Source organism: Curtobacterium flaccumfaciens pv. betae (assembly GCF_026241855.1).
GTDB lineage: Bacteria > Actinomycetota > Actinomycetes > Actinomycetales > Microbacteriaceae > Curtobacterium > Curtobacterium flaccumfaciens.
Genome location: NZ_JAPJDC010000001.1, coordinates 2,230,484 through 2,251,598 on the forward strand (window position 1 = coordinate 2,230,484; position 21,115 = coordinate 2,251,598).

Below are 21,115 nucleotides of genomic sequence, written 5' to 3' on the forward strand. Positions count from 1 at the left end.
CCGAGCAGCCGATCAGTACCAGTTGTTGGCCTGGCTGTGCCCCCAGGCACGACAGGGGGTGCCGTAGACGCCGGCGATGTAGTTGAGACCCCAGGTGATCTGCGTCGCCGGGTTGGTCTGCCAGTCGGCGCCCGCCGTGGCCATCTTGCTGCCGGGGAGGGCCTGCGGGATGCCGTACGCACCGCTGGGGTTGTAGGCGTTCACCCGCCAGCCGGACTCCTTGTTCCACAGCGAGACCAGGCAGTTGTACTGGTCGGTCCCCCAGCCACGAGCCGTGACCTGCTGCAGGGCGATCGCCTGCGCGCTGCCCGGGTCGGGCGTCGCGGCGGTGGCGGCGAGCGTGTTGGCGGCCGAGACCGGCTGGGTCTCGGTGGCCGCGGCGTCCGCGGTGTCGTCGGTGGTCTCGGCGTCGGCCTCGTCCTCTTCGACGACGGGCTTGACGACCTTCGGGGCCGGGACGGTGACGTCGTAGCCGTCACGGTCGGCGGCGGCCACGGCGTAGGTGCCGTGCGCGGTGTACTGCTGCGGCGCCGGCGGGGTCTTCACGAGCACCGGGGTGTCGACCGCGGCCTGTGCCACGTCGGCCTGCAGCGGGTTGAACAGCGAGCCACCCACGAACAAGAACACACCGACGAAGGACATCATCGGGGCCGTCGCGCGCTTGCGGGCCACGGCGTTCACCGACGAAGCGGCGGGCTTGCCGAGCTTCGGCGTCGCACGACACTGCACCGTCGCGGTGCGCTGCTTCGCGGGACGCTGGTCGGCGTCGACGAGGGCGTCGTGCGCGAAGGACGCCACGCGCTCGTCGGACACGCGGTTCGCCGCCACCGACTTCGGCGTGGCGACCGGACCCGTCGTCGCGGGCGCTGCCTGCGGGGTCACCCCGAACGCCGACGTCTCCGTCGTACGGGTTCGCTGCATTGCCGCGCGGCGCTCACCGGAAGCCTGGAGGCTGAGGTGCTCGCGGGTATCGCGGTCGGAGCTTGAGTCTGCCGTGTGCCTGCCCATGAGTAGGACCAGGGTAACGGAACGATCACGGAAAGCGAAGCACCTGGGGACAGCGCGTCGTCACCGGACAGCGAGCATCACTTCGACGACGGCGTCGAGCAGCGCGTCGACCTGCGCCTCGCGGTACCCGCCGTGCTTCGGGCGGAAGACGATCGAACGGACCTCGGTGAGGCTGAGCGGCTTTCCCTCGCGGAAGTACCCGGCGAGCCGGGCGGCGAACGCGTCGACGTCCTTCGGGTGGTAGCCGGTGCCGAGCACGTTGACCCGGCTGAACCGCTGGCCGTCGGGCCGCTCGAGCCGCGCCACGACGTCGGATGCCTTCGTCCGCGCTTCGGCGTACCAGGCCTTCTTGCCGACCTCGCTCATCTCCCGCTCACGCTCACGGGCCGCGAAGGCGTCCTCGAGCCGTTCGAGCGCAGCGTCGACGTGCGACGTGGAGTACCCGCCCTTGCGCATCGAGAAGGCCGTGGCGCGGATCTTCGCGGCCTCGATGCCGGGGGCGCTGTCGTCTGCGGAGTACGCGCGCCGGGCGTCCTCGAGGAAACGCTCGACTTCGTCGACGTCGTAACCGAGGGCGGAACGGGCTGCGGTCGGGAAGGTGGTGGCCACGGCGTCATTCTGCCAGTCCGGACCCGTGGCACAACCTGGACGCGCTGAGTGCGGCGTTCAGCCCGACACGAGCGCGGTCAGTGGTTGACGATGAGGTACAGCACGTAGGCGACCGCAGCGGACGGCAGGATGCTGTCGATGCGGTCGAGCAGGCCGCCGTGTCCGGGCAGGAACGACGAGATGTCCTTGATGCCGAGGTCGCGCTTGATCATCGACTCGGTCAGGTCGCCGAGCGTGGCCGAACCGGAGATGAGCACACCGAGCAGGACGCCCGTCCACCAGGGCAGCCCGAGCATGAACAGGGCCACCAGGATGCCGACGACGATGCTCGCCGCCACGGACCCGGCGAAGCCCTCCCACGTCTTCTTGGGGCTGATGCGCGGTGCCATCGGGTGCTTGCCGAGGTTCAGCCCGGTGGCGTACGCGCCGGTGTCGACCGCGACGACGACGAGGATGAACCCAATCACCCAGAGGTTGCCGTCCGGCTGGGCGGAGAGCAGCACGACGCAGGCGCCGAGCAGGGAGATGTAGGCCTGGACGAACAACCCGTTGCTGAGGTCACGGGCGACGTTGCCGGCCGGGGGCTTCTGCCGCGCGACGGCGACCTCGACCAGGCGCCAGACGCTGATCAGGACGATGCCGCCGAGCAGGGTGAACAGCGCCGCCACCTGCCCGACCAGGAACGCCGCCGGCACGATCGCGATCGCGACGGCGACACTCGGGATCCGCGGGACGTCGCGCCCGGCGAACCGCATCGCGCTCGTGAGCTCGTAGACGCCGACACCCAGCAGGAACGCCGCGACCACCATGAAGGACGGCGGCCAGAGGAGCAGCGTGCCGAGCATCACGACGGCGAACGCGAGCGCGATGCCGATCGCTGCCGGCAGGTTGCGCCCGGTCCGCGCGGTCAGCGCCTCGTTGCGCGCGCCGAAGTCGGCCTTGCGCTGGCGGAGCTGCGCCTCGAAGTCGGTGCGCGCCGCTCGTGCACGCGCATCGAAGTCCTGACGGAGCCCCTTCTTCACGGGCCCGCTCGACGCGGGCCCGTGCTCTGCTGTGGGGCGGTCATCGCCCTGGTCGGAGCGACGCATCAGACCTCGAGGAGTTCGGCTTCCTTCTTCTTCAGCGACTCGTCGATCTGGTCGACGTGCTTCTTCGTCAGGGCCTCGAGGTCCTTGTCGCCGCGCGAGATCTCGTCGTCGGAGATCTCACCCTTGAGTGCGTCGAGGTCGTCCTTGGCCTTGCGGCGGATGTTCCGGACGACGACCTTGTGGTCTTCGCCCTTCGTCCGCACGAGCTTGACGAACTCCTTGCGGCGGTCCTTGGTGAGCTCCGGGATCGTCACGCGGACGATGTCGCCGTCGTTCGTCGGGCTGGCGCCGAGGTTCGGGAAGGTCGCGATCGCGCGCTCGATCTCCTTGAGCGCCGTCTTGTCGTACGGCGTCACGATGAGCGTGCGGGCCTCGGGCGTCTGCAGCGACGCGAGCTGCGCGAGCGGCGTCGGCGTGCCGTAGTACTCGACCGGGATCTTCTGGAAGAGCGCCGCGTTGATGCGGCCGGTGCGGACGGTCGAGAAGTCGTCCTTGGCGACCTCGACAGCCTTCGCCATCTTCTCGGTGGCTTCGGTCAGGACATCACTGATCACGGTGTTACTCCTTCGGTACTGGCGTCGAGTCTAGTCAGCGCGGGGGTCAGTTGCTGACGACGGTGCCGATGCGCTCGCCACGGATCGCGGCCTGGACGTTGCCCTCGCCCTCCATGCCGAAGACGTGCATCGGCATGCCGTTGTCCATGCAGAGCGAGAACGCGGTGGCGTCGACGACCTTGAGGCCCTTCAGCAGCGCGTCCTGGTAGGTCACGTGGTGCAGCTTCTCGGCCGAGGCGTCCTTCTTCGGGTCGGCGGTGTACACGCCGTCGACGCCGTTCTTGGCGACGAGGACCTCGTCCGCCTTGATCTCGAGCGCACGCTGCGCCGCGACCGTGTCGGTCGAGAAGTACGGCAGTCCGGCACCGGCGCCGAAGATGACGACCCGGCCCTTCTCGAGGTGCCGCTCGGCGCGCCGCGGGATGTACGGCTCGGCGACCTGGGTCATCGCGATGGCGGACTGCACGCGGGTGGCAGCTCCCGCCTGCTCGAGGAAGTCCTGCAGCGCGAGTGCGTTCATCACCGTGCCGAGCATGCCCATGTAGTCGGCGCGACCGCGGTCCATGCCGCGCTGCGAGAGCTCGGCACCGCGGAAGAAGTTGCCCCCGCCGACGACGATCGCGATCTCGACCTCGCGCGCGGCGACGGCGATCTCCTTGGCGATGGTGCCGATCACGTCGGGGTTCACCCCGAGGGAGCCGGCGCCGAACGCCTCTCCCGACAGCTTCAGCAGAACGCGGCGTCGTCCGGTCTTCTCGTCGGTCATCTGGTCCGCACCCTTCGTCGTGGTCTCGTGGAAATGTACTCGCGGATGTGTCGCGCGCGTGCCGTGCCGGTGCGCGCGAAAAACGGGGCCAGGAACCTCGTTGGTTCCTGACCCCGTCACGGGTTCGTTACGCGCCGACCTTGACGCGGGCGAAGCCCTGGATCGTGATGCCGGCGTTCTCGGCGGCCTTCGCGACGGAGATCTTGTTGTCCTTCGCGTAGTCCTGGTCGAGGAGCGACACCTGCTTGATGTAGGCGTTCACCCGGCCCTCGACGATCTTCGGGAGCGCAGCCTCGGGCTTGCCCTCTTCGCGCGTGATCGCCTCGACGGTCGCACGCTCCTTCTCGATGGCCTCGGCCGGGACCTCGTCGCGCGTCAGGTACGTCGGGTTCGCGAACGCGACGTGCTGCGCGATCGAACGTGCCTCGGCGGCGTTGTCACCCTCGTACGCGATGACGACGGCGATCTGCGGCGGCAGGTCCTGGCTGATCTTGTGCAGGTAGATCTCGAAGGCCGAGCCCTCGACACGGCGGACCGTGCGGACCTCGAGCTTCTCGCCCAGCGCGGCGGCCGACTCGTTGACGACCTCGAGGACGGTCTTGCCGTCCAGCGGTGCGGCGTTGGCGGCAGCGACGTCGGCGGCACCGGCAGCGGCGACAGCGCCCAGCACCTTGTCGGCGAGGGTGGTGAACTTCTCGTTCTTCGCGACGAAGTCGGTCTCGCTCGCCAGCTCGACGACCGTGGCGGCGCCGTTCTCGGAGGTCGCGACGACGACACCTTCGGAGGTGGCACGGTCGTCGCGCTTGGCGACGGCCTTGGCACCCTTGATGCGGAGCAGCTCGACGGCCTTGTCGTAGTCGCCGTCGGCCTCGACGAGCGCGTTCTTCGCGTCCATCATGCCGGCGCCGAGGTCCTCGCGGAGCTTCTTCACGTCAGCAGCGGTGAAGTTTGCCATTGACTGGAGTCCTTTCTGGACTGTACGTGTGTGGAGAGTGGAGTGCAGTCGGGGCGCCGGACCCGGTGGGGTCCGGCGCCCCGGCGACTCACTCGGCGGGGGTGGTCTCCGCGGCTGCCTCGGCCTCGGCCGTCGGCTCCGCGTTCTTCGCCTCGTCGGCGATCGGCTCGCCGATCTCCTTCGCGGCGACCTGCGCGTCAGCGTCGTTCTCCTCGACGGGGGCGGCGGGCGCCTCGGTCGTGGCGGCGGTCTCGCCACCGAGGAGCTCCTGCTCCCACTCGGCGAGGGGCTCGCTGGCCTCGTCCTCGTCGCCACCGTTGTGGCGGGTCTTCAGGCCCTCGGCCGCTGCGTCGGCGACGATGCGGGTCAGGAGACCGACGGAGCGGATCGCGTCGTCGTTGCCCGGGATCGGGTACGTGATCTCGTCGGGGTCGCAGTTGGTGTCGAGGATGCCGATGATCGGGATACCGAGCTTCTGCGCCTCGTCGACGGCGAGGTGCTCCTTCTTGGTGTCGACGATCCAGAGCGCGCTCGGGGTCCGCGTGAGGTTGCGGATACCACCGAGGGTCTTGTGGAGCTTGTCCAGCTCGCGCTTCTTGATGAGGAGCTCCTTCTTGGTGAAGCCCTTCGTCGTGTCGTCGAAGTCGATCTCCTCGAGCTCCTTCATGCGCGCGAGGCGCTTGGAGACCGTCTGGAAGTTCGTGAGCAGACCGCCGAGCCAACGCTGGTTGACGTACGGCTGGCCGACGCGGGTCGCCTGCTCGGCGATGGAGCCCTGGGCCTGCTTCTTGGTGCCCACGAAGAGGATCGTGCCACCGTGCGCGACCGTCTCCTTGACGAAGTCGTACGCGCGGTCGATGAAGGCCAGCGACTGCTGCAGGTCGATGATGTGGATGCCCGAGCGCTCGGCGAGGATGAAGCGCTTCACCTTCGGGTTCCACCGACGGGTCTGGTGTCCGAAGTGGACGCCGCTGTCGAGCAGCTGGCGGATGGTGACGACGGCCATGTGCCGTCCTCCTTCTGTGTTCTCGGCGCGCAGCCGTGCTCTCGCACGTCGCTGCGGACCTGTTGCGGTTGTGTCGATCACGACCGTCGGTCGTGGTCCCTGGTGTCCTGGCACGCGACCGCCCGCTCGTGAGAGCGGGACCGGTGGTCGGGTACCGAGCCCGTGAGGGCTTGGTGGACACGCGAAGTCAGCGCGCATCAGCACGCTGCTGGATAGATGCTAACAGAAGGGAGGCCCGGATCACGCGCGCCTCGCGGCTGACGTGATCCGGGCCTCCTGTCCGGCGATCCGTGCGGAACGGACGCGGTGCGCGACCGGCCGATCAGGCCTTGGCGTCCACCGTGTCGCCGTCGGCGGAGATGCCCATCTCCTCGAGCGAGCGGCCCTTGGTCTCCGGGATCTTGGCGATGACGAAGAACAGCGACAGCAACGCGAACAGCGCGTAGATGCCGTAGGTGACCGTCAGGTTGAAGCCGGACAGCACCGGGAACGAGATCGTGACGATGAAGTTCGCGATCCAGTTGGCGGCCGAGCCGATGCCCAGCGCGGTGGCACGGATGCGGTTCGGGAACATCTCGCCGAGCAGCACCCACATGAGCGGACCCCACGTGGCACCGAAGGACACCACGAAGAGGTTCGCGAAGATCAGCGCGATGACGCCCCACGAGCCGGGGAGGCTCGGGCTGCCGTCGACGATCGTCGCCTGCGAGAACGCGATGGCGACCATGGTGAGCGAGACGAACATGCCCGCCGAACCGGCGACGAGCAGCGGCTTGCGGCCGACCTTGTCGACCAGGAAGATCGCGATGAAGGTCACGGCGACGTTGACCACCGAGGTGATCGTGGAGATGAGGAACGAGTCCTCCTCCTTGAAGCCGACGGCCTGCCAGAGCGTCGTCGAGTAGTAGAAGATCACGTTGATGCCGACGAACTGCTGCAGCACGGCCAGGATGATGCCCACCCAGACGATCGGCTGGAGCCCGAAGCGGTTGCCCCGGATGGAGCCCTTCTTCTCGTTGGCTTCCTTCTCGATGCCGTCCTGGATCTCCTCCAGGCTCGTGTTCACGGTGTCGCGCGGGACGATCTTGCCCATCACCACGCGCGCGTCGTCAGCACGACCCTTGGTGAGCAGGTAGCGCGGGGACTCCGGCAGCGTGATCGCCAGGACGCCGTAGACGACCGAGGGGATCACCCCGACCAGGAACATCCAGCGCCAGGCCGCGAGACCCCAGACCTCGGCCGAGGCGCTGCCCGCGGTGACGGCGAAGAGCTGGTCGGACAGGAGCGCGGCGAAGATACCGAGCGTGATCGCCAGCTGCTGGAACGAGGCCAGCCGCCCGCGGATCGCCTTCGGGGAGACCTCGGAGATGTACGCCGGTGCGATGACCGAGGCGGTACCGATGCCGAGACCGCCGACGAGACGCCAGATCACGAGGTCCCACGTCGCGAACGCGAACGCCGAACCGATCGACGAGACGAAGAACAGCACGGCGGCCCAGAACATGATCCGGGTGCGGCCGTAGCGGTCGGCGAGGCGGCCGGCGAAGTAGGCGCCGAACGCACAGCCGATCAGGGCCGAGGCGACGGCGAAGCCGCTGGCCGCGTCGGAGAGGTTGAACTCGCCCTTGATCGCGTCGACGGCGCCGTTGATGACGGACGAGTCGAAGCCGAACAGGAAGCCACCGACCGCCGCCGCGATGGCGAACAGGGTGACCTTCCCCTTGAACGCACGGTCTTCGCCGTGCCCGGTGGTCGTGGTGGACACGATGCTCCTGGGTTCTGCCGCCGTGCCGGTGTGCAGCACGGTGCCCCGGCGGTCGGCTGGTTCGCCGTCCGAGCGGCGTTGCGTGTTCCGGAGCGGCCCCGACTGTACTCCTCGCTCGGGATCTGGTCATAACCGGGGCGTGATCGGGACGGGCGGCCCCGCGCGCCGACGCGGAACGACACTGTCGCCGTCGTACGACGTCGGTTCTGTCGCTTCCGTCCTCGGCACATTCCTCCCCAGGCCTGGAGGCGCGACTCCCCCTCCACAGATCGCCCCGGTCCGCCCCGTGGCCGGGTTCCACTGCCCAGGCTGGGGACATGCGATCGAGCGCACGTCCCGTCCTGCTGTCCGTCGTGTGCGTTGCGCTGCTGAGCGGGACGGTGCTGAGCGGGACCGTGGTGTTCGGTGCCGCGCCGTCGACGGGAGGCGGGGCGACGGTGGGCTCCGGGGAGTCGGCGGGCGCCGGGGCGTCGGTGGGTGCCGGGGCGTCGGTGGACACTGTGACCGAGCCGCGCCGGGTCGAGGCTCGCTGGGTCTGGCCCACCGGATCGCGGGTGGTCGAGCGCGCATGGGAGGCACCGTCCTCGGACTACGCCGCCGGCCACCGGGGCCTCGACGTCCCGGCCGTCCTCGGCAGCCCTGCTTCGGCGGTGGACGACGGCACCGTGGCGTTCGCCGGGGCGGTCGGCGGCCGCACCGTCGTGACGATCGACCACGGTGACGGGCTGGTCAGCACGCTCGACTCGGTGACCCCCCTGGTCGCCGCCGGCGACGAGGTGGTGCAGGGCGCGCCGGTCGGCCGTGTCTCGGTCGGGCACTGTCCGGAGTCCGCGCCGTGCCTGCACCTCGGTGCTCGTGTCGACGGTCGCTACGTCGACCCGATGGCGTACCTGCCACCGGCCGAGTGGCCGGTGCTGCTGCCCGAATCGGCTTGGCCCGGGTGAGCCGAACGACCTGGACCGACCGGGAACCGACCGGGAACCGATCGGAACCGGACGGGACGCACGTCGGCGCAGGGTCAGGCGCGCGGGTGCGCTGTCCGGTACACCTCGCGCAGCCGGGCCGACGACACGTGCGTGTAGATCTGCGTCGTCCCGAGGCTGGCGTGACCGAGGAGTTCCTGCACCGCGCGCAGGTCCGCTCCGCCGTCGAGCAGGTGCGTCGCCGCGGTGTGCCGGAAGGTGTGCGGACCGCTCGGACCCTCGCCCGGCAGGTCACCGAGCAACCGGGCGACCACGCGGTAGGCACTGCGGACGCCGAGTCGGGCACCACGGTCGCCGAGGAACAGCGCCGCGCCTGCAGGTCCCTCCGCCCGTGCGGCGAGGGTGGGCCGTCCGCGCTCGAGCCACGCCTCGAGTGCGTCCCGCGCCGGAACCCCGAACGGCACCACGCGTTCCTTGCCGCCCTTGCCGAGCACCCGCACGGTCAAGCGTCCGCGATCGACGTCGGTCACGTCGATCCCGACGAGTTCGCTGACCCGGATGGCCGCCGCGTACAGGAGCTCGACGAGGGCCAGGTCCCGCAACGCCGTCGGGTCGTCCGTCGCCGCCCGGGAACCGAGTCCGTCGAGCAGGGCGCGCACCTGGTCGGCCGACACCACGCGCGGCAGGTGTGCCCCACCCTTCGGGGCGCGGAGCCGGACCCCGGCGTCGGTCGTCGTCACCCCGATCTCGCTCGCCCAACGCGTGAACGCCCGCACGGACGAAGACCGCCTGGCGATGGTCGACCGGGCGAGCCCCCGGTGGTCGGCGTCCCACAGCCAGTCGCGCAGGAGCTCGAGCTCGACGTCGGCGACGCGGTCGATGCCGCGACCGTCCGCGAACGCCACGAGCTGCTCGAGGTCGTTGGCGTACGCACGGAGGGTCTGCTCGCTGAGGCCACGCGCGTGCCGGGCGTGCCCGAGGAAGGCGTCCACCGCCACCACGAGTCGACCGTCCGTCCGCGCAACCACGACGCCAGCGTACGGCGACCCGACGTCATGCCCGACCCCACCCGCCGCCGGTGGCGACGACGAGTCCCTGCAGCTGTGCGAGCGCGAGCGCGTCGGCGACGTCGGCCGTCGACATCCCGGCCCGGCGGGCGATCTCGGCCTCGGGCAGGGCGCGACGGCCGAGCGCGTCGAGCACCCGGAGCACCTCGGGGTCCTGCCGGCCGGACAGGAGCGGTTCGTCCGGCACCGCTCCCCCGCTGGTACCGGTCGCGGGCCTCGCCGCCGCGACCGGATCCCCGGGGTGGACGACGATCTGCGCCCGCCCCTGTGCGATGAGCCGATGGCACCCGACCGACGCCGAGGACGCGAACGCTCCCGGCACCGCGAACACGGGCCGGCCGAGCTGTGCGGCGTGGTGGGCGGTGTTGAGCGCCCCGGACCGGGCGCCCGCTTCGACCACGACCGTGACGTCGGCCAGCGCGGCGATCAGCCGGTTCCGGGCGAGGAAACGCCACCGCGTCGGTCGTGTCCCCGGTGCCGACTCGGCGAGCAACGCCCCCTGCCGGGCCACGTTGTGGAGCAGTTGCGCGTTCCCCACCGGGTAGAGCTGGTCGATGCCGCCGGCCAGGACTGCGACGGTGGGCGTTCCGGCGGCGACGGCGACACGGTGCGCCACCGCGTCGATGCCGTAGGCACCCCCGCTCACGATGCGGCACCCGGCGTCCGCCGCCGTCGAGGTGATCTCCGCCGCGGCCTCGGCACCGGCCACCGTGTTCGCCCGGGACCCCACGACCCCGAGCGCCGGCATCCCGTCGCCGAGGTGCGCCCCTGAGCTGCGCGTCCAGAGGACCACCGGGGCGTGTGGCCCGAGGTCGTCCATCGCCGACGGCCACCCGTCGCTCCCGGGGACCAGCAGACCGGCTCCGACCGCACCGGCCGCCGCGAGCACGTCGCCCGCCTCGACAGTGGCCAATCGGGGCCGCCACCGTTCCACCGCGGTCTGCAGCACACCGAGCAGCACCGCTGGGTCCTCCGCACCCGGCACCTCGGCGTCGACGCAGCATCCCAGCAGCGAATCGAAGTCCTCGTCCGCGGCGAGCAGCACCGCACCGAGCGCACGCTCCGGTCCGAGGCCGGTGAGGAGCTCGCCGGCGACGGAGTCCCCCGGTTCGACGACGGCCGACCAGGCGACCCGTGCCGCGGCCTGCACCGGGTCCACCGCGGCACCGCTCGGCCCGAGCAGGCGCGCCACCGTGTCGAGGAGCTCCGTGCCCGCCGGGATCACAGCGCGCTCCGCAATGCGAGGGCACCGCGGACGTGCACACCCGTGGGCCGCTCCACCGCGTCGAGGTCGGCGAGCGTCCACGCCAGTCGCATCACGCGGTCCCAGCCGCGCATGGTCAGGGTGCCGAGGTCGAGTGCCCGGTCGAGGTCTGCCGTCGACCCGGGTTCGATGCGCCCCTCGGCCCGGAGCCACGCCCCGGTGACCTCGGCGTTGCGCGACCATCCCGTCCCGTGCAGGCGCTCCGCCATCCGGGCGCGGGCTGCCGCGACCGCCGCACGGGCGACCGCCGTCGTCGGGGTGCTGCCGTCGGCGTCCCGCATCCGACCCGTCGTCACCCGCGGCACCAGCACCCGGATGTCCATCCGGTCGAGCAGTGGCCCCGACATCCGACCGAGGTACCGGCGCACGGTGCTCGCCGAGCACTCGCACGGCTGCCCGTGCGCACCACCGGAGTTGCCGCACGGGCAGGGGTTCGCCGCCAGGACGACCTGACAGCGTGCGGGGAACTCGGCTGCACCCGCCGCACGGTGGATCGTGATCCGACCGGACTCGAGCGGCTGCCGGAGCGCGTCGAGGACGGCCCGCGGGAACTCCGGCGCCTCGTCGAGGAACAGGATGCCCCCGGTGGCGCGCGACACGGCTCCGGGGCGCAGGACCCCCGACCCGCCGCCGATGAGCGAGACCGCCGACGCGGAGTGGTGCGGGGCTTCCCACGGTGGCTTCGTGCTCCACGAGGCGGGACCCAGCCCGGCGACGGACCGGACCGCGGCGACCTCGAGCGCGGTCTCGTCGTCGAGGTCGGGCAGCAACCCGGGCAGCCGCTCGGCGAGCATGGTCTTGCCCGCGCCCGGTGGCCCGAGCAGCAGTGCGTGGTGTCCCCCGGCCGCCGCGGCGATGAGGGCTCGGACGCCGACCGGGTTCCCCACGACGTCCGACAGCTCGGCCACGGGACGCGGCACCGACGTGACCGGGACCGGCAGCACCGGATCGACCTCGACCGCCGGCAGGAGTGCCCCGGCGTCGATCGCCGCCGCCCGCAACGAGTCCACGCCGCTGATCCGCACCCCGCCGACCACGCGGGCCTCGGTCAGGTTGCCGACGGGCAGCACCACGCGGTCCGCACCGGCGTCGCGCGCGGCGACCAGCATCGGGATCACCCCGGGGACCGGACGCACCCGCCCGTCGAGCCCGAGCTCGCCGATGTAGACGATGCGCTCCGAGACGTCCGGCGCGAGACCGGCTCCGGCGAGCACGGCCATCGCGATGGCGAGGTCGAACCCCGATCCGCGCTTCGGGATCGCCGCCGGGGTCAGGTTCACGGTGATCCGACGTGCGGGCAGCGGGCACCCCGCGTTCGCCGCCGCGGATCGCACGCGTTCCCGTGCCTCTCCCAGTGAGGTGTCCGGCAGACCGATGATGCTGAACGCCGGGAGCTGACTGGTCAGGTGCGCTTCGACCTCGATACGGCGACCGGTGACCCCGAGCAGCGCGACCGCGGCAGCGCGACCGATGCCCGTCACAGCACACCCGCCAGGTGCTCGACGACCGTGCGGGGACCGTCGACGTGGACCGCGACGACGTCCACCCGGACCGCGCGCGCCGAGACCTCGGGATGCGCGTCGAACCACTCGGGCACGAGTCGTCGCATCCGGGTGAGCTTCGCAGCGGTGATCGCCTCGAACGGGTGGCCGGTCGCGGCCCCGGAACGGGTCTTCACCTCGATGAACGCGAGTGTGCAGGAATCCCAGGCGACGATGTCGATCTCGCCGCGGGCACACCGCCAGTTCCGCTCGAGCACGCGGAATCCCCGCGCCTCGAGCCAGACCACCGCTCGTTCTTCACCGAATCGTCCGAGTCGACCGTTCCGGAGCGACCGCCCCGGTGGACGTTGCACGTCTTGTTCCATGTCGTTGCCTCCACGACAACGATCTCCGGAACGAACGCCCCGATCGGCGGAGTCAGAGAGTCTGTGGAATCAGCACGGGCGAATTGCCCTCTGTGGAGGAAAGAAGAAGGACCCGGGCGATCGAGATCACCCGGGTCCTGCTGCGACGAGCGTCAGTGCGCTGCTGCGTAGGCTTCCTGCACCTGCGTCGAGATGCGGCCGCGGGACGAGACCTCGTACCCGTTCTCCTTGGCCCACTCGCGGATCTTGCCGAGCTCTTCCGAGTTGCCACGCTTCGGGGCGGACTTCGGGGCGGAACCGCCGCCGGTGCGACGACCGGAGACCTTGCGCGCTGCGGCGATGTAGTCGGAGATCGCCTCGCGGAACTTGTCGACGTTGTCGTTCGACAGGTCGATCTCGTACGACGAGCCGTCGAACGCGAATTCGACCGTCCGGCCTTCACCGGTGGTGATGGGGGAATCGTCGAGGTCGTCGACGAGCTGGACGGTGACCTTCTGTGCCATGGGGTGCTCCTGTTCGTGGGGCGGTTAAATCCCCATCAGAATAGCGCGAACAATTCACCGCCGGTCCGGATCAGCGGCGATTCACCCAGAAAGAAGCAGAAGAAAGGAAATTGACGATCACTCGTCGAGTGCGAGTTCCTTCGGCAGTTCGAGTTCCCGCGTCGTGAGTTCCTCGACGTTCACGTCCTTGAACGTGAGTACCCGGACGCCCTTGACGAACCGGTCGGAACGGTAGACGTCCCAGACCCAGACGTCGTTCATCGTCAGTTCGAAGTAGAAGTCGTGCTCCGTGTCACGGCGCACGAGTTCGACCTCGTTCGCCAGGTAGAAACGGCGCTCCGTCTCGACCACGTAACGGAACTGCGACACCACGTCTCGGTACTCGCGGTACAGGGCCAGCTCGACCTCGCGGTCGTAGTCGTCGAATTCGTCCTCATCCATTGCGCCCACAGTCTACGGCGACCCAGGGCCGAGCGGGCGACGGGCTCAACCCGCGACGGCGTCGAGTTGGTCGAAGCCGTCCAGCGCGACGCTCGAAGCCTGGTGCAACCAGGACTTCCGGTGCAGCGCGTGCGCCCCGATCGTCCGGATCGCGTCGTAGTGCGCCGTCGACCCGTAGCCCTTGTTCGACACCCACCCGTAGTGCGGAGCCTCGTCGTGCGCCGAGATCATGAGCGCGTCACGGGCGACCTTCGCCACTACCGACGCCGCGGCCACCGAGGCACAGTCTCGGTCGGCCTTGACCCGGACGACGACCTCGAGCGGATCGGCTGCCGGACGCAGCGACGCGGGCAGGGCGCGGCTCAGCCAGTCGAACGAACCGTCGAGCACCACCACCGCGCCGTCGAGCGACACCCCGTCGGCGACCAGGGAGCCGAGCGCCTGCGCACCCGCTGCGCCGAGGGCCGGGACGATGCCCTGCTGGTCGACGAAGTCCGCCGATGCCATACCGACCGCCGTGCGTGCCCAACGCTGCACGACGGGCACCAGGTCGGTGCGGCGCGCTTCGGAGAGCAGTTTGGAATCAGCGAGCCCCTGGGGCACACGACCGATGTCGAGCGTCACCGCGGCCACACCGACGCCGACCGGACCGGCGATGGCGCCACGGCCGACCTCGTCCATGCCGATGACCGTCACGCGGCCCTCGGCGAGCAGACGTTTCTCGAGCCGGAGCGACGGCCGGACGGCGGTCACTCGTCGCGCTCCTCCACGCCGGCGAACACCTCGGGATGGTCGTCGAGCCACGTCCAGCGGCTCGCCGGCCAGGAGATGACGAACGCGCGGCCCGTCACGTCGGACATCGGGACGAAGCCCTTCGACGGGGTGTCGCCGTTGTACCGGGAGTCCTTCGAGTCGTTCCGGTTGTCGCCCATCACCCAGATGGTGCCCTTCGGCACGGTGACCGAGAAGTCGGTCGCCGAGGCCGGGGCGCCGGCGGGGAGCTTCAGGTACGGCTCCTTGATCGGCACACCGTTCACCGACATCTGCCCGAGGTCGTTGCAGCAGGACACCTTGTCACCGGGCAGACCGATGACGCGCTTGATCAGGTGGTCGTCGCTGTCACCGGTGCCGAGACCGACCTGGGTCAGGGCCCAGTCGATCGCCTTGGCGGGCTGGGTGTCCGGCGTGACGCTCGGCACCTCGGATCCGGTGAGCCAGCCGCCCGGGTCCTTGAACACGACGACGTCTCCCCGCTTCAGCGCCACGGCGCCGGGGACGAGCTCGTTGACGATCACCCGGTCGTTGATCTGCAGCGTGTTCTCCATCGACGCCGACGGGATGTAGAACGACCGGATCAGGAACGTCTTGACCAGGAACGACACGAGCAGCGCCGCGATGAAGATGATGACGAGGTCGCGGACGAATGTGAGGACACCGTTCCGTTGCTTCTCGGCACGTGGCCTGCGCCCGGAATCCTCTGTCGTGTCCGTCATTTCCGCTCTCGTTCGAACCACTGACTCCCCGCAATGGGAAGAGCCCCCCGTCGATGCACAACCGTACATGGACGAGGGGCTCGCAGCGTCGTCCGGCTCGCGGACGTTCACTGTGAAGGCGATCAGGCGTCGCGCTTCTCCTTGATCTTGCGGCGGGCCGCCTTGCCGCGGAGCTCGCGCAGGTAGTAGAGCTTCGCACGACGGACGTCACCCTTGGTGACGATCTCGATGTGGTCGATGATCGGCGAGTGCACGGGGAACCAGCGCTCGACGCCGACCTGGAAGCTCACCTTGCGGACCTTGAAGGTCTCGCCGATGCCGTGGCCCTGACGGCCGATGACGACTCCCTGGAAGACCTGGATACGCGAGCGCGTGCCTTCGATGATGTTGACGTGCACCTTGATGGTGTCGCCGGGACGGAAGTCCGGGACGTCGGTACGCAGCGATGCTGCGTCGACGTTGTCGAGGAGCTGGCTCATGGTGGGTTTCACTCTCTGCGGACGCGCACGGGTCGCCGCGGATCGAAGGTTCGGAAAGTGGTGGTGCGTGCCCGGTGTCGGCGACTCCCCCGTGGCAGAGTCCAGCCAGGGCACAGCGTTCAATACTGCCACAGAGAGCGCGGGAGACAAAACGACGAGGATGGACCCATGATCGAACTCCGCACCCCCGCCGAGCTGGACGGACTGCGCGTCGCCGGCCGGTTCGTGGCCGACGTCCTCGACGAGCTGCTCGAGACCGTCGACGTCGGCGTCAACCTGCTCGACCTCGACCGCGTCGCGGCCCGGATGATCGCCGAACGCGGCGCGGAGAGCTGCTACGTCGACTACCACCCGTCGTTCGGCATGTCGCCGTTCGGCAAGAACCTCTGCACCTCGGTGAACGACGCCGCCCTGCACGGCCTGCCGCACGACCACACCCTGCAGGACGGCGACCTGGTGAGCCTGGACTTCGCCGCGAGCGTGGACGGCTGGGTCGCGGACTCCGCCGTCAGCGTCCAGGTCGGCACGCCGCGCGACGAGGACCAGGCCCTGATCGCCACGGTCGAGCGAGCACTCGCCGCCGGCATCGCGCAGGCGACTCCCGGCAACAAGCTCGGCGACGTCTCGCACGCCATCGGTCACGTCGCACACGAGGCCGGTCACGACGTGAACCTGCAGTTCGGGGGGCACGGCGTCGGTCGCACCATGCACGGGGACCCGCACGTGCCGAACGACGGCCGTCCGGGTCGCGGCCTGAAGCTCCGACCGGGGCTGGTCGTCGCGATCGAGCCGTGGCTCATGCAGACGACCGACGAGCTCTACCAGGACGACGACGGCTGGACCCTGCGCAGCGTCGACGGCTCACGTGCCGCGCACGTCGAACACACGGTCGCGGTCACCGAGGCCGGCCCCGAGGTCCTGACCCTGCGTCGCGCCCAGCGCGCCGACCCGACCGCCTGACGGACTGGAGGCACGGTGCGGGCCCGCCCCGTGCCTCCAGGCAGACCCGGCGGGGCCGGGTTTCGTGCTCAGCGACAGTTCACGCGGAACGAACCGCGAGGAGTGTCGCTCAGCCCGAAAATCGTCCAGCGGACAAGCGCGCGAGCCGGTCAGGCAGGCGGCAGCAGGTCCGGACGGACGCGCCGTGTCCGCTCCAGCTGCTGCTCGTGCCGCCAGGCACCGACGCGGGCGTGGTGCCCGCTGAGCAGGACGTCGGGGACGTCGAGGCCGCGCCACGACGCGGGCTTGGTGTACGAGGGGTACTCGAGCAGGCCGTCCTCGTGAGACTCCTCGACCAGCGACTCGGGGTTGCCGACGACGCCGGGGACGAGTCGGCCGACAGCCTCGATCATCGCCATCGCGGCGACCTCGCCGCCGTTCAGCACGTAGTCGCCGAGCGAGAGCTCGACGACGGTGGCGCGCGACGCCGCCCACTCGAAGACGCGGGCGTCGATGCCCTCGTACCGCCCGCAAGCGAACACGAGGTGCTCCGACGTCGACGCGAGTGACCGCGCGATCGACTGCGTGAAGGGCGTGCCGGCCGGCGTCGGGACCACCAGGGTCGACGAACCGTCGGGCCGGAAGAGCGCCTCGAGCGCCTGCGCCCACGGCTCCGGCTTCATCACCATGCCGGCGCCACCGCCGTACGGGGTGTCGTCGACGGTGCGGTGCCGGTCGGTGGTCCAGGACCGCAGGTCGTGCACGTGCAGGTCGAGCAGTCCGCCGGAGCGGGCCTTGCCGAGCAGGGACACGTCGAGCACGGAGAAGAACTCCGGGAAGATCGTGACGATGTCGATCCGCACGGGGACTAGTCCGTGACCGTCTCGGGGCGCGAGGTGTCCTCGGGGTCCTCGAACAGCCCCTGCGGCGGCGTGACCGTGACGGTGCCGGCGGCGATGTCGACCGCGGGCACGATGGCCGAGACGAACGGCACGAGGACCTCGCCGCGGGACGGCGTGTCGATCGCGAGCAGGTCCTGTGCGGGCATGTGGTCCACGCGGGCGACGGTGCCGACCTCGACGCCGTCACGCAGGACCTTGAGCCCGACGAGCTGGTGGTCGTACCAGGCGTCGTCCTCACCGGTCTCGGCGTCGGCGTCCTGCTCGACCCAGAGGATGATGCGCGCCAGGGACTCGGCTGCGGTGCGGTCGTCGATCCCGGCGAAGAACGCGACGGGGTGACCGTTGTACCAGCGGAGTTCGTCCAGCTCGAGAGTCTTGCCCGACCACGGTGAGTCGTCGGGGACCTGGAGCGTGAAGGTGGCGCCCGGGGTGAACCGACGATCCGGGTCGTCGGTGTAGAGCTCGAGCTTGATGCCGCCCTTGAGCCCGTGCGCCTTCGTGATTCGACCCACCCGGAGCTGGGTCGTCTCCCTAGGAATCGGTGTCCACCACGTCGACCCGCACGCGCTTGCCGTCGGCCAGGGCCGTGACGAGGGTGCGGAGCGCCTTGGCGGTGCGCCCGGCGCGACCGATCACGCGGCCGAGGTCCTCGGGGTGCACGCGCACCTCGAGGACCTCGCCGCGTGGGGAGGTGGAGCTGGCGACGCGCACGTCGTCAGGGTGATCGACGATCCCCTTGACGAGGTGCGTCAGCGCGGATTCGAGCAAGGACTACGCCTCGGTCGTCTCGTCGGCGGTCTCGGCGTCGTCGGCCTTGGCGGCGGGAGCCGTCTTCTCCGACTTCGGCTTGAGCACGGCCTTCTTCGAGGAGTCGACCTGGAAGGCCGGCTTCGGCTCGGCGACCTTGACCTTGGACTCGGTGTCCTTCTCGCCCTTGAACTTGGCCCAGTCGCCGGTCAGCTTGAGGAGGGCCGCGACCTGCTCGGTCGGCTGCGCGCCGACGCCGAGCCAGTAGAGCGCACGCTCGGACTCGATCTTGATGACCGAGGGCTCCTCGGTCGGGTGGTACTGACCGATCTCCTCGAGGACACGACCATCGCGCTTGGTGCGCGAGTCGGCGACGACGATGCGGTAGTAGGGCGCACGGATCTTACCGAGACGCTTCAGACGGATCTTGACAGCCACAATTGCTCCTGTTTGCTTTCGTTGTGGTTGAACTGGAACCGCGGGCGTGGGGGCACACACGGCGAAAGCTCGAGAGAGATCGCTCACAGCTGGATAGAGGGTCGAGCTGCGGCGATTCGACCGTTCATTCTTGCAGATTCCCGGCCGTGATGCGAGCCGACTCGCTACGGCGCGAGGCGTCGCACCGCTTCGAGGGCCTCGGACGTCGCCCGGACCGCGTCCACGCTCCGTGCGTCGCGCGCGCCGCCGACGACGGCGTACGGCACGCCGGCGGCCTGGAGGCCCGTGGCGAGTCCGTCAGGCGCGTCGCCCTCGGCGTCGGTCGCGCGCTCCTGCCCGGCGCAGACCACGACGGTGTCCGCCGGCACGCCGACCTCGTCCCCGTGCTCGTCGCGGATCCAGAGCACCCCGGGTTCGATGCGCAGGTACTCCTGCACGCCGCCGACCATCCGCACCCCGGCGTCCCGCAGCCGGCCGAGCGCGACCCACCGCGAGGTGATGCCGATCCCCTGGCCGAACTTGCCCGAACGCCGGAGCACCGTCACCTGCGCCCCCGGTCGGGTGGTACGCCGTGCCGCGGGGAGCCGCTGCGGCACGTCGCCGACGAGCTCCTCGGACACGTCGAGGTCCCAGCGGGCCGCGAACTCGGCGGCCCGGACGACCTCGTCGGGTGACTCGGTCAGGAACGCCGCGGTGTCCACGCCGATGCCACCGCCGCCGATGATCGCGACGGTGCCCTCGGGTACGCCGTTCCGCAGGGCCTGCTCGTAGGACAGCACGTGCGGCAGGGCGCTGCCGGGGACGTCGATGCTCCGCGGGACCACCCCGGCCGCGAGCACGACGGCGTCGCTGTCGACGAGGTCCCGAGCAGTGGCCGGGCGTCCGAGGTGGATCGTGGCGCCCCGCTCCGCGAGCTCGGCGCGGGCGGACCGCACCGTGGCGGCGTAGTCCTCCTTGCCCGGGACGAGTGCGGCGAGGCCGAACTGGCCGCCGAGGCGGTCGGAGGCCTCCCAGACGGTGACGTCGTGGCCCCGTCGGGCGGCGTCCACCGCGGCGGCGAGCCCGGCCGGTCCGCCACCGACGACGTCGACGCGCTTCGGGTCCGCGGTCGGCCGGGCGGGGAAGGCCACCTCGCGGGCGGCACGGGGGTTCACGAGGCAGGACACCGGTGCGCCGATGATCGAGCGGTCGAGGCACGCCTGGTTGCAGCCGATGCAGGTGTTCACCAGGGCGAACCCGCCCGCGAGCGAGCGCGACACGATGGCGGGGTCGGCGAGGAACGGCCGGGCGAGCGCGACGGCGTCGATCAGGCCGTCGCTGAGCACGGCTTCACCGTCGCGCAGGTCCGTCATCCGGTTCGACGCGATCACGCGGACGTCCGGGTACGCGGACGAGCGCACCACCGCGGCGATCCGTGCCGCGTACGCCAGCCAGGCCCCGTGCGGCACCGAGGCCTGCACGGTCGGGGTGCGGGACTCGTGCCAGCCGATGCCGACCGAGATGCCGTCGAGCCCGAGCGGCAGCAGGTCGTGCACGAGCGCGTCGACCTCGTCGTCGGTCGACGAGCCGGGCATCAGATCCGCGCCGGACAGCCGGATCGTCACGGCGAGCTCGGGCACCGCGGCGCGCACGGCCCGGACGACCTCGATCGCGAAGCGCCGACGCCGTTCCGCATCCCCGCCCCACTCGTCGTCGCGCAGGTTGGTCAGCGGCGACTGGAACTGGTTGATCAGGTACCCCTCGGACGCCATGATCTCGACGCCGTCGAACCCGATCGCGCGGGCGGTGCGGGCCGCGGCGGCGAAGTCCTCGATGGTCCGCTCGACCTCGGCCGACGTCAGCTCGGTCGGCACCACACCGCGGGCGGCCGCCCACGGCAGGGCCGAGGGTGCCACGACGCGCTGCGGGTCGCCGTGCCGGTCGACCATGCCCGACGCCAGCGCGTACCGCCCGGCGTGGAACAGCTGCGCGAGGATCGTCCCGCCCTCGTCGTGCACGGCGTCGACCGCCACCCGGAACCGCTCGTCGGCTCCCCCGACGCCGAACACCGCGAAGTCCGGACCCCCGCGGGCCTCGTCGTTCACCGCGATGCCGCCGGTGATGATGCACGCCGCCCCGCCGGCCGCCCGTTCGCGGTAGAAGGCGGCCATGCCGGCTCCGCCGTCGTCGTGCACCTCGAGCCCGGTGTGCATCGACCCCATCACCACCCGGTTCGCCAGGTGCAGGGGGCCGAGGGTCCAGGGTGACGCGACGGTCCGGAGGGACTCCGGCACGACGGGGGCGGAAGCGACGCTGCTCATG

General features: G+C 70.6%; 24 protein-coding genes. 2 read left to right on the forward strand and 22 right to left on the reverse strand.

The features are described from left to right. Nucleotides 1-12: 12 nt before the first annotated feature. From ORG17_RS10475 to ORG17_RS10510, 8 genes are all read right to left on the reverse strand, one after another. On the reverse strand, nt 13-921 hold the full coding sequence (locus tag ORG17_RS10475; protein WP_250892433.1) for a lytic transglycosylase domain-containing protein: 909 nt from the start codon (nt 919-921) through the stop codon (nt 13-15). Nucleotides 922-1,068: 147 nt separating this feature from the next. Continuing rightward, nucleotides 1,069-1,617 carry a DivIVA domain-containing protein gene (locus ORG17_RS10480; RefSeq protein ID WP_027465869.1) on the reverse strand — a complete coding sequence of 183 codons (549 nt, stop codon included), beginning with the start codon at nt 1,615-1,617 and terminating at the stop codon, nt 1,069-1,071. A 77-nt stretch (nt 1,618-1,694) separates the two neighbouring features. Beyond that, on the reverse strand, nt 1,695-2,705 hold the full coding sequence (locus tag ORG17_RS10485; RefSeq protein ID WP_250892434.1) for a phosphatidate cytidylyltransferase: 1,011 nt from the start codon (nt 2,703-2,705) through the stop codon (nt 1,695-1,697). Further along, complete coding sequence (frr, locus tag ORG17_RS10490; RefSeq protein WP_027465871.1) at nt 2,705-3,259, reverse strand: ribosome recycling factor; 555 nt, start codon at nt 3,257-3,259, stop codon at nt 2,705-2,707. Before frr ends, ORG17_RS10485 begins: the two co-directional genes overlap by 1 nt. Before the next feature lie 46 nt (nt 3,260-3,305). Continuing rightward, nucleotides 3,306-4,025: a UMP kinase gene (gene pyrH, locus ORG17_RS10495; protein ID WP_027465872.1), complete on the reverse strand. Its 720-nt coding sequence runs from the start codon at nt 4,023-4,025 to the stop codon at nt 3,306-3,308. Between the two features lie 127 nt (nt 4,026-4,152). Further along, nucleotides 4,153-4,980 carry a translation elongation factor Ts gene (gene tsf, locus ORG17_RS10500; RefSeq protein ID WP_214527388.1) on the reverse strand — a complete coding sequence of 276 codons (828 nt, stop codon included), beginning with the start codon at nt 4,978-4,980 and terminating at the stop codon, nt 4,153-4,155. A gap of 88 nt (nt 4,981-5,068) precedes the next feature. Beyond that, nucleotides 5,069-5,986, reverse strand: coding sequence for a 30S ribosomal protein S2 (rpsB, locus tag ORG17_RS10505; protein WP_027465874.1), 918 nt, complete (start codon nt 5,984-5,986; stop codon nt 5,069-5,071). Between the two features lie 322 nt (nt 5,987-6,308). Next, nucleotides 6,309-7,751 carry a sugar porter family MFS transporter gene (locus ORG17_RS10510; RefSeq protein WP_051596806.1) on the reverse strand — a complete coding sequence of 481 codons (1,443 nt, stop codon included), beginning with the start codon at nt 7,749-7,751 and terminating at the stop codon, nt 6,309-6,311. A gap of 317 nt (nt 7,752-8,068) precedes the next feature. Between ORG17_RS10510 and ORG17_RS10515 the strand changes: the two genes are divergently transcribed. Further along, entirely contained in the window at nt 8,069-8,695 is a 627-nt protein-coding gene (locus ORG17_RS10515) for a murein hydrolase activator EnvC family protein (protein ID WP_214527389.1), read from the forward strand. Between the two features lie 74 nt (nt 8,696-8,769). Here the strand turns inward: ORG17_RS10515 and ORG17_RS10520 are convergent, their stop codons facing one another. The 9 genes from ORG17_RS10520 to rplS form a co-directional block, all read right to left on the reverse strand. After that, nucleotides 8,770-9,702 (reverse strand): tyrosine recombinase XerC, encoded by a 933-nt coding sequence (locus tag ORG17_RS10520; protein ID WP_301565362.1) that lies wholly within the window; start codon nt 9,700-9,702, stop codon nt 8,770-8,772. 25 nt (nt 9,703-9,727) lie between these two features. Continuing rightward, nucleotides 9,728-10,966: a DNA-processing protein DprA gene (gene dprA, locus ORG17_RS10525; RefSeq protein ID WP_301565361.1), complete on the reverse strand. Its 1,239-nt coding sequence runs from the start codon at nt 10,964-10,966 to the stop codon at nt 9,728-9,730. Continuing rightward, nucleotides 10,963-12,486 carry a YifB family Mg chelatase-like AAA ATPase gene (locus ORG17_RS10530; protein ID WP_214527390.1) on the reverse strand — a complete coding sequence of 508 codons (1,524 nt, stop codon included), beginning with the start codon at nt 12,484-12,486 and terminating at the stop codon, nt 10,963-10,965. Before ORG17_RS10530 ends, dprA begins: the two co-directional genes overlap by 4 nt. After that, on the reverse strand, nt 12,483-12,860 hold the full coding sequence (locus tag ORG17_RS10535) for a YraN family protein (RefSeq protein WP_035808666.1): 378 nt from the start codon (nt 12,858-12,860) through the stop codon (nt 12,483-12,485). The genes ORG17_RS10530 and ORG17_RS10535 overlap by 4 nt, the downstream gene beginning before the upstream one ends. Before the next feature lie 164 nt (nt 12,861-13,024). Continuing rightward, complete coding sequence (locus tag ORG17_RS10540) at nt 13,025-13,375, reverse strand: histone-like nucleoid-structuring protein Lsr2 (protein ID WP_017888250.1); 351 nt, start codon at nt 13,373-13,375, stop codon at nt 13,025-13,027. Between the two features lie 117 nt (nt 13,376-13,492). Continuing rightward, entirely contained in the window at nt 13,493-13,816 is a 324-nt protein-coding gene (locus tag ORG17_RS10545; protein WP_017888251.1) for a DUF2469 family protein, read from the reverse strand. Between the two features lie 45 nt (nt 13,817-13,861). Further along, entirely contained in the window at nt 13,862-14,569 is a 708-nt protein-coding gene (locus ORG17_RS10550; protein ID WP_111056311.1) for a ribonuclease HII, read from the reverse strand. Further along, a complete protein-coding gene (lepB, locus tag ORG17_RS10555) occupies nt 14,566-15,309 on the reverse strand; it encodes a signal peptidase I (protein ID WP_214527391.1) in 744 nt (247 codons plus the stop codon). The genes ORG17_RS10550 and lepB overlap by 4 nt, the downstream gene beginning before the upstream one ends. Before the next feature lie 122 nt (nt 15,310-15,431). Further along, nucleotides 15,432-15,788, reverse strand: coding sequence for a 50S ribosomal protein L19 (gene rplS, locus ORG17_RS10560; RefSeq protein ID WP_017888254.1), 357 nt, complete (start codon nt 15,786-15,788; stop codon nt 15,432-15,434). Between the two features lie 168 nt (nt 15,789-15,956). Here rplS and map point away from each other — a divergent pair, with 168 nt between their 5' ends. Next, complete coding sequence (gene map / locus ORG17_RS10565) at nt 15,957-16,748, forward strand: type I methionyl aminopeptidase (protein ID WP_214527392.1); 792 nt, start codon at nt 15,957-15,959, stop codon at nt 16,746-16,748. Between the two features lie 149 nt (nt 16,749-16,897). On the opposite strand, the gene trmD is transcribed toward map, so the two are convergent. From trmD to ORG17_RS10590, 5 genes are all read right to left on the reverse strand, one after another. Beyond that, nucleotides 16,898-17,590 carry a tRNA (guanosine(37)-N1)-methyltransferase TrmD gene (gene trmD, locus ORG17_RS10570; protein WP_071244857.1) on the reverse strand — a complete coding sequence of 231 codons (693 nt, stop codon included), beginning with the start codon at nt 17,588-17,590 and terminating at the stop codon, nt 16,898-16,900. A gap of 5 nt (nt 17,591-17,595) precedes the next feature. Next, nucleotides 17,596-18,141 (reverse strand): ribosome maturation factor RimM, encoded by a 546-nt coding sequence (gene rimM, locus ORG17_RS10575; protein WP_171907871.1) that lies wholly within the window; start codon nt 18,139-18,141, stop codon nt 17,596-17,598. A gap of 19 nt (nt 18,142-18,160) precedes the next feature. Beyond that, on the reverse strand, nt 18,161-18,397 hold the full coding sequence (locus tag ORG17_RS10580; protein WP_017888258.1) for an RNA-binding protein: 237 nt from the start codon (nt 18,395-18,397) through the stop codon (nt 18,161-18,163). Between the two features lie 3 nt (nt 18,398-18,400). After that, the gene (gene rpsP / locus ORG17_RS10585; RefSeq protein ID WP_027465884.1) at nt 18,401-18,814 is read right to left on the reverse strand and encodes a 30S ribosomal protein S16; all 414 of its coding nucleotides are present in this window, start codon (nt 18,812-18,814) and stop codon (nt 18,401-18,403) included. A gap of 164 nt (nt 18,815-18,978) precedes the next feature. Further along, complete coding sequence (locus ORG17_RS10590; RefSeq protein WP_214527393.1) at nt 18,979-21,114, reverse strand: oxidoreductase; 2,136 nt, start codon at nt 21,112-21,114, stop codon at nt 18,979-18,981. Between the last annotated feature and the right edge of the window lies 1 nt (nt 21,115).

What these genes read in the sequence shown, in the direction of transcription:
- ORG17_RS10515 (WP_214527389.1), top strand. Translation starts at nt 8,069, where the DNA reads ATGCGATCGAGCGCACGTCCCGTCCTGCTGTCCGTCGTGTGCGTTGCG.
- tsf (WP_214527388.1), bottom strand. Translation starts at nt 4,980, where the DNA reads ATGGCAAACTTCACCGCTGCTGACGTGAAGAAGCTCCGCGAGGACCTC.
- lepB (WP_214527391.1), bottom strand. Translation starts at nt 15,309, where the DNA reads ATGACGGACACGACAGAGGATTCCGGGCGCAGGCCACGTGCCGAGAAG.
- ORG17_RS10545 (WP_017888251.1), bottom strand. Translation starts at nt 13,816, where the DNA reads ATGGATGAGGACGAATTCGACGACTACGACCGCGAGGTCGAGCTGGCC.
- rplS (WP_017888254.1), bottom strand. Translation starts at nt 15,788, where the DNA reads ATGAGCCAGCTCCTCGACAACGTCGACGCAGCATCGCTGCGTACCGAC.
- rpsB (WP_027465874.1), bottom strand. Translation starts at nt 5,986, where the DNA reads ATGGCCGTCGTCACCATCCGCCAGCTGCTCGACAGCGGCGTCCACTTC.
- map (WP_214527392.1), top strand. Translation starts at nt 15,957, where the DNA reads ATGATCGAACTCCGCACCCCCGCCGAGCTGGACGGACTGCGCGTCGCC.
- ORG17_RS10475 (WP_250892433.1), bottom strand. Translation starts at nt 921, where the DNA reads ATGCAGCGAACCCGTACGACGGAGACGTCGGCGTTCGGGGTGACCCCG.
- ORG17_RS10540 (WP_017888250.1), bottom strand. Translation starts at nt 13,375, where the DNA reads ATGGCACAGAAGGTCACCGTCCAGCTCGTCGACGACCTCGACGATTCC.
- pyrH (WP_027465872.1), bottom strand. Translation starts at nt 4,025, where the DNA reads ATGACCGACGAGAAGACCGGACGACGCCGCGTTCTGCTGAAGCTGTCG.
- ORG17_RS10485 (WP_250892434.1), bottom strand. Translation starts at nt 2,705, where the DNA reads ATGCGTCGCTCCGACCAGGGCGATGACCGCCCCACAGCAGAGCACGGG.
- ORG17_RS10590 (WP_214527393.1), bottom strand. Translation starts at nt 21,114, where the DNA reads ATGAGCAGCGTCGCTTCCGCCCCCGTCGTGCCGGAGTCCCTCCGGACC.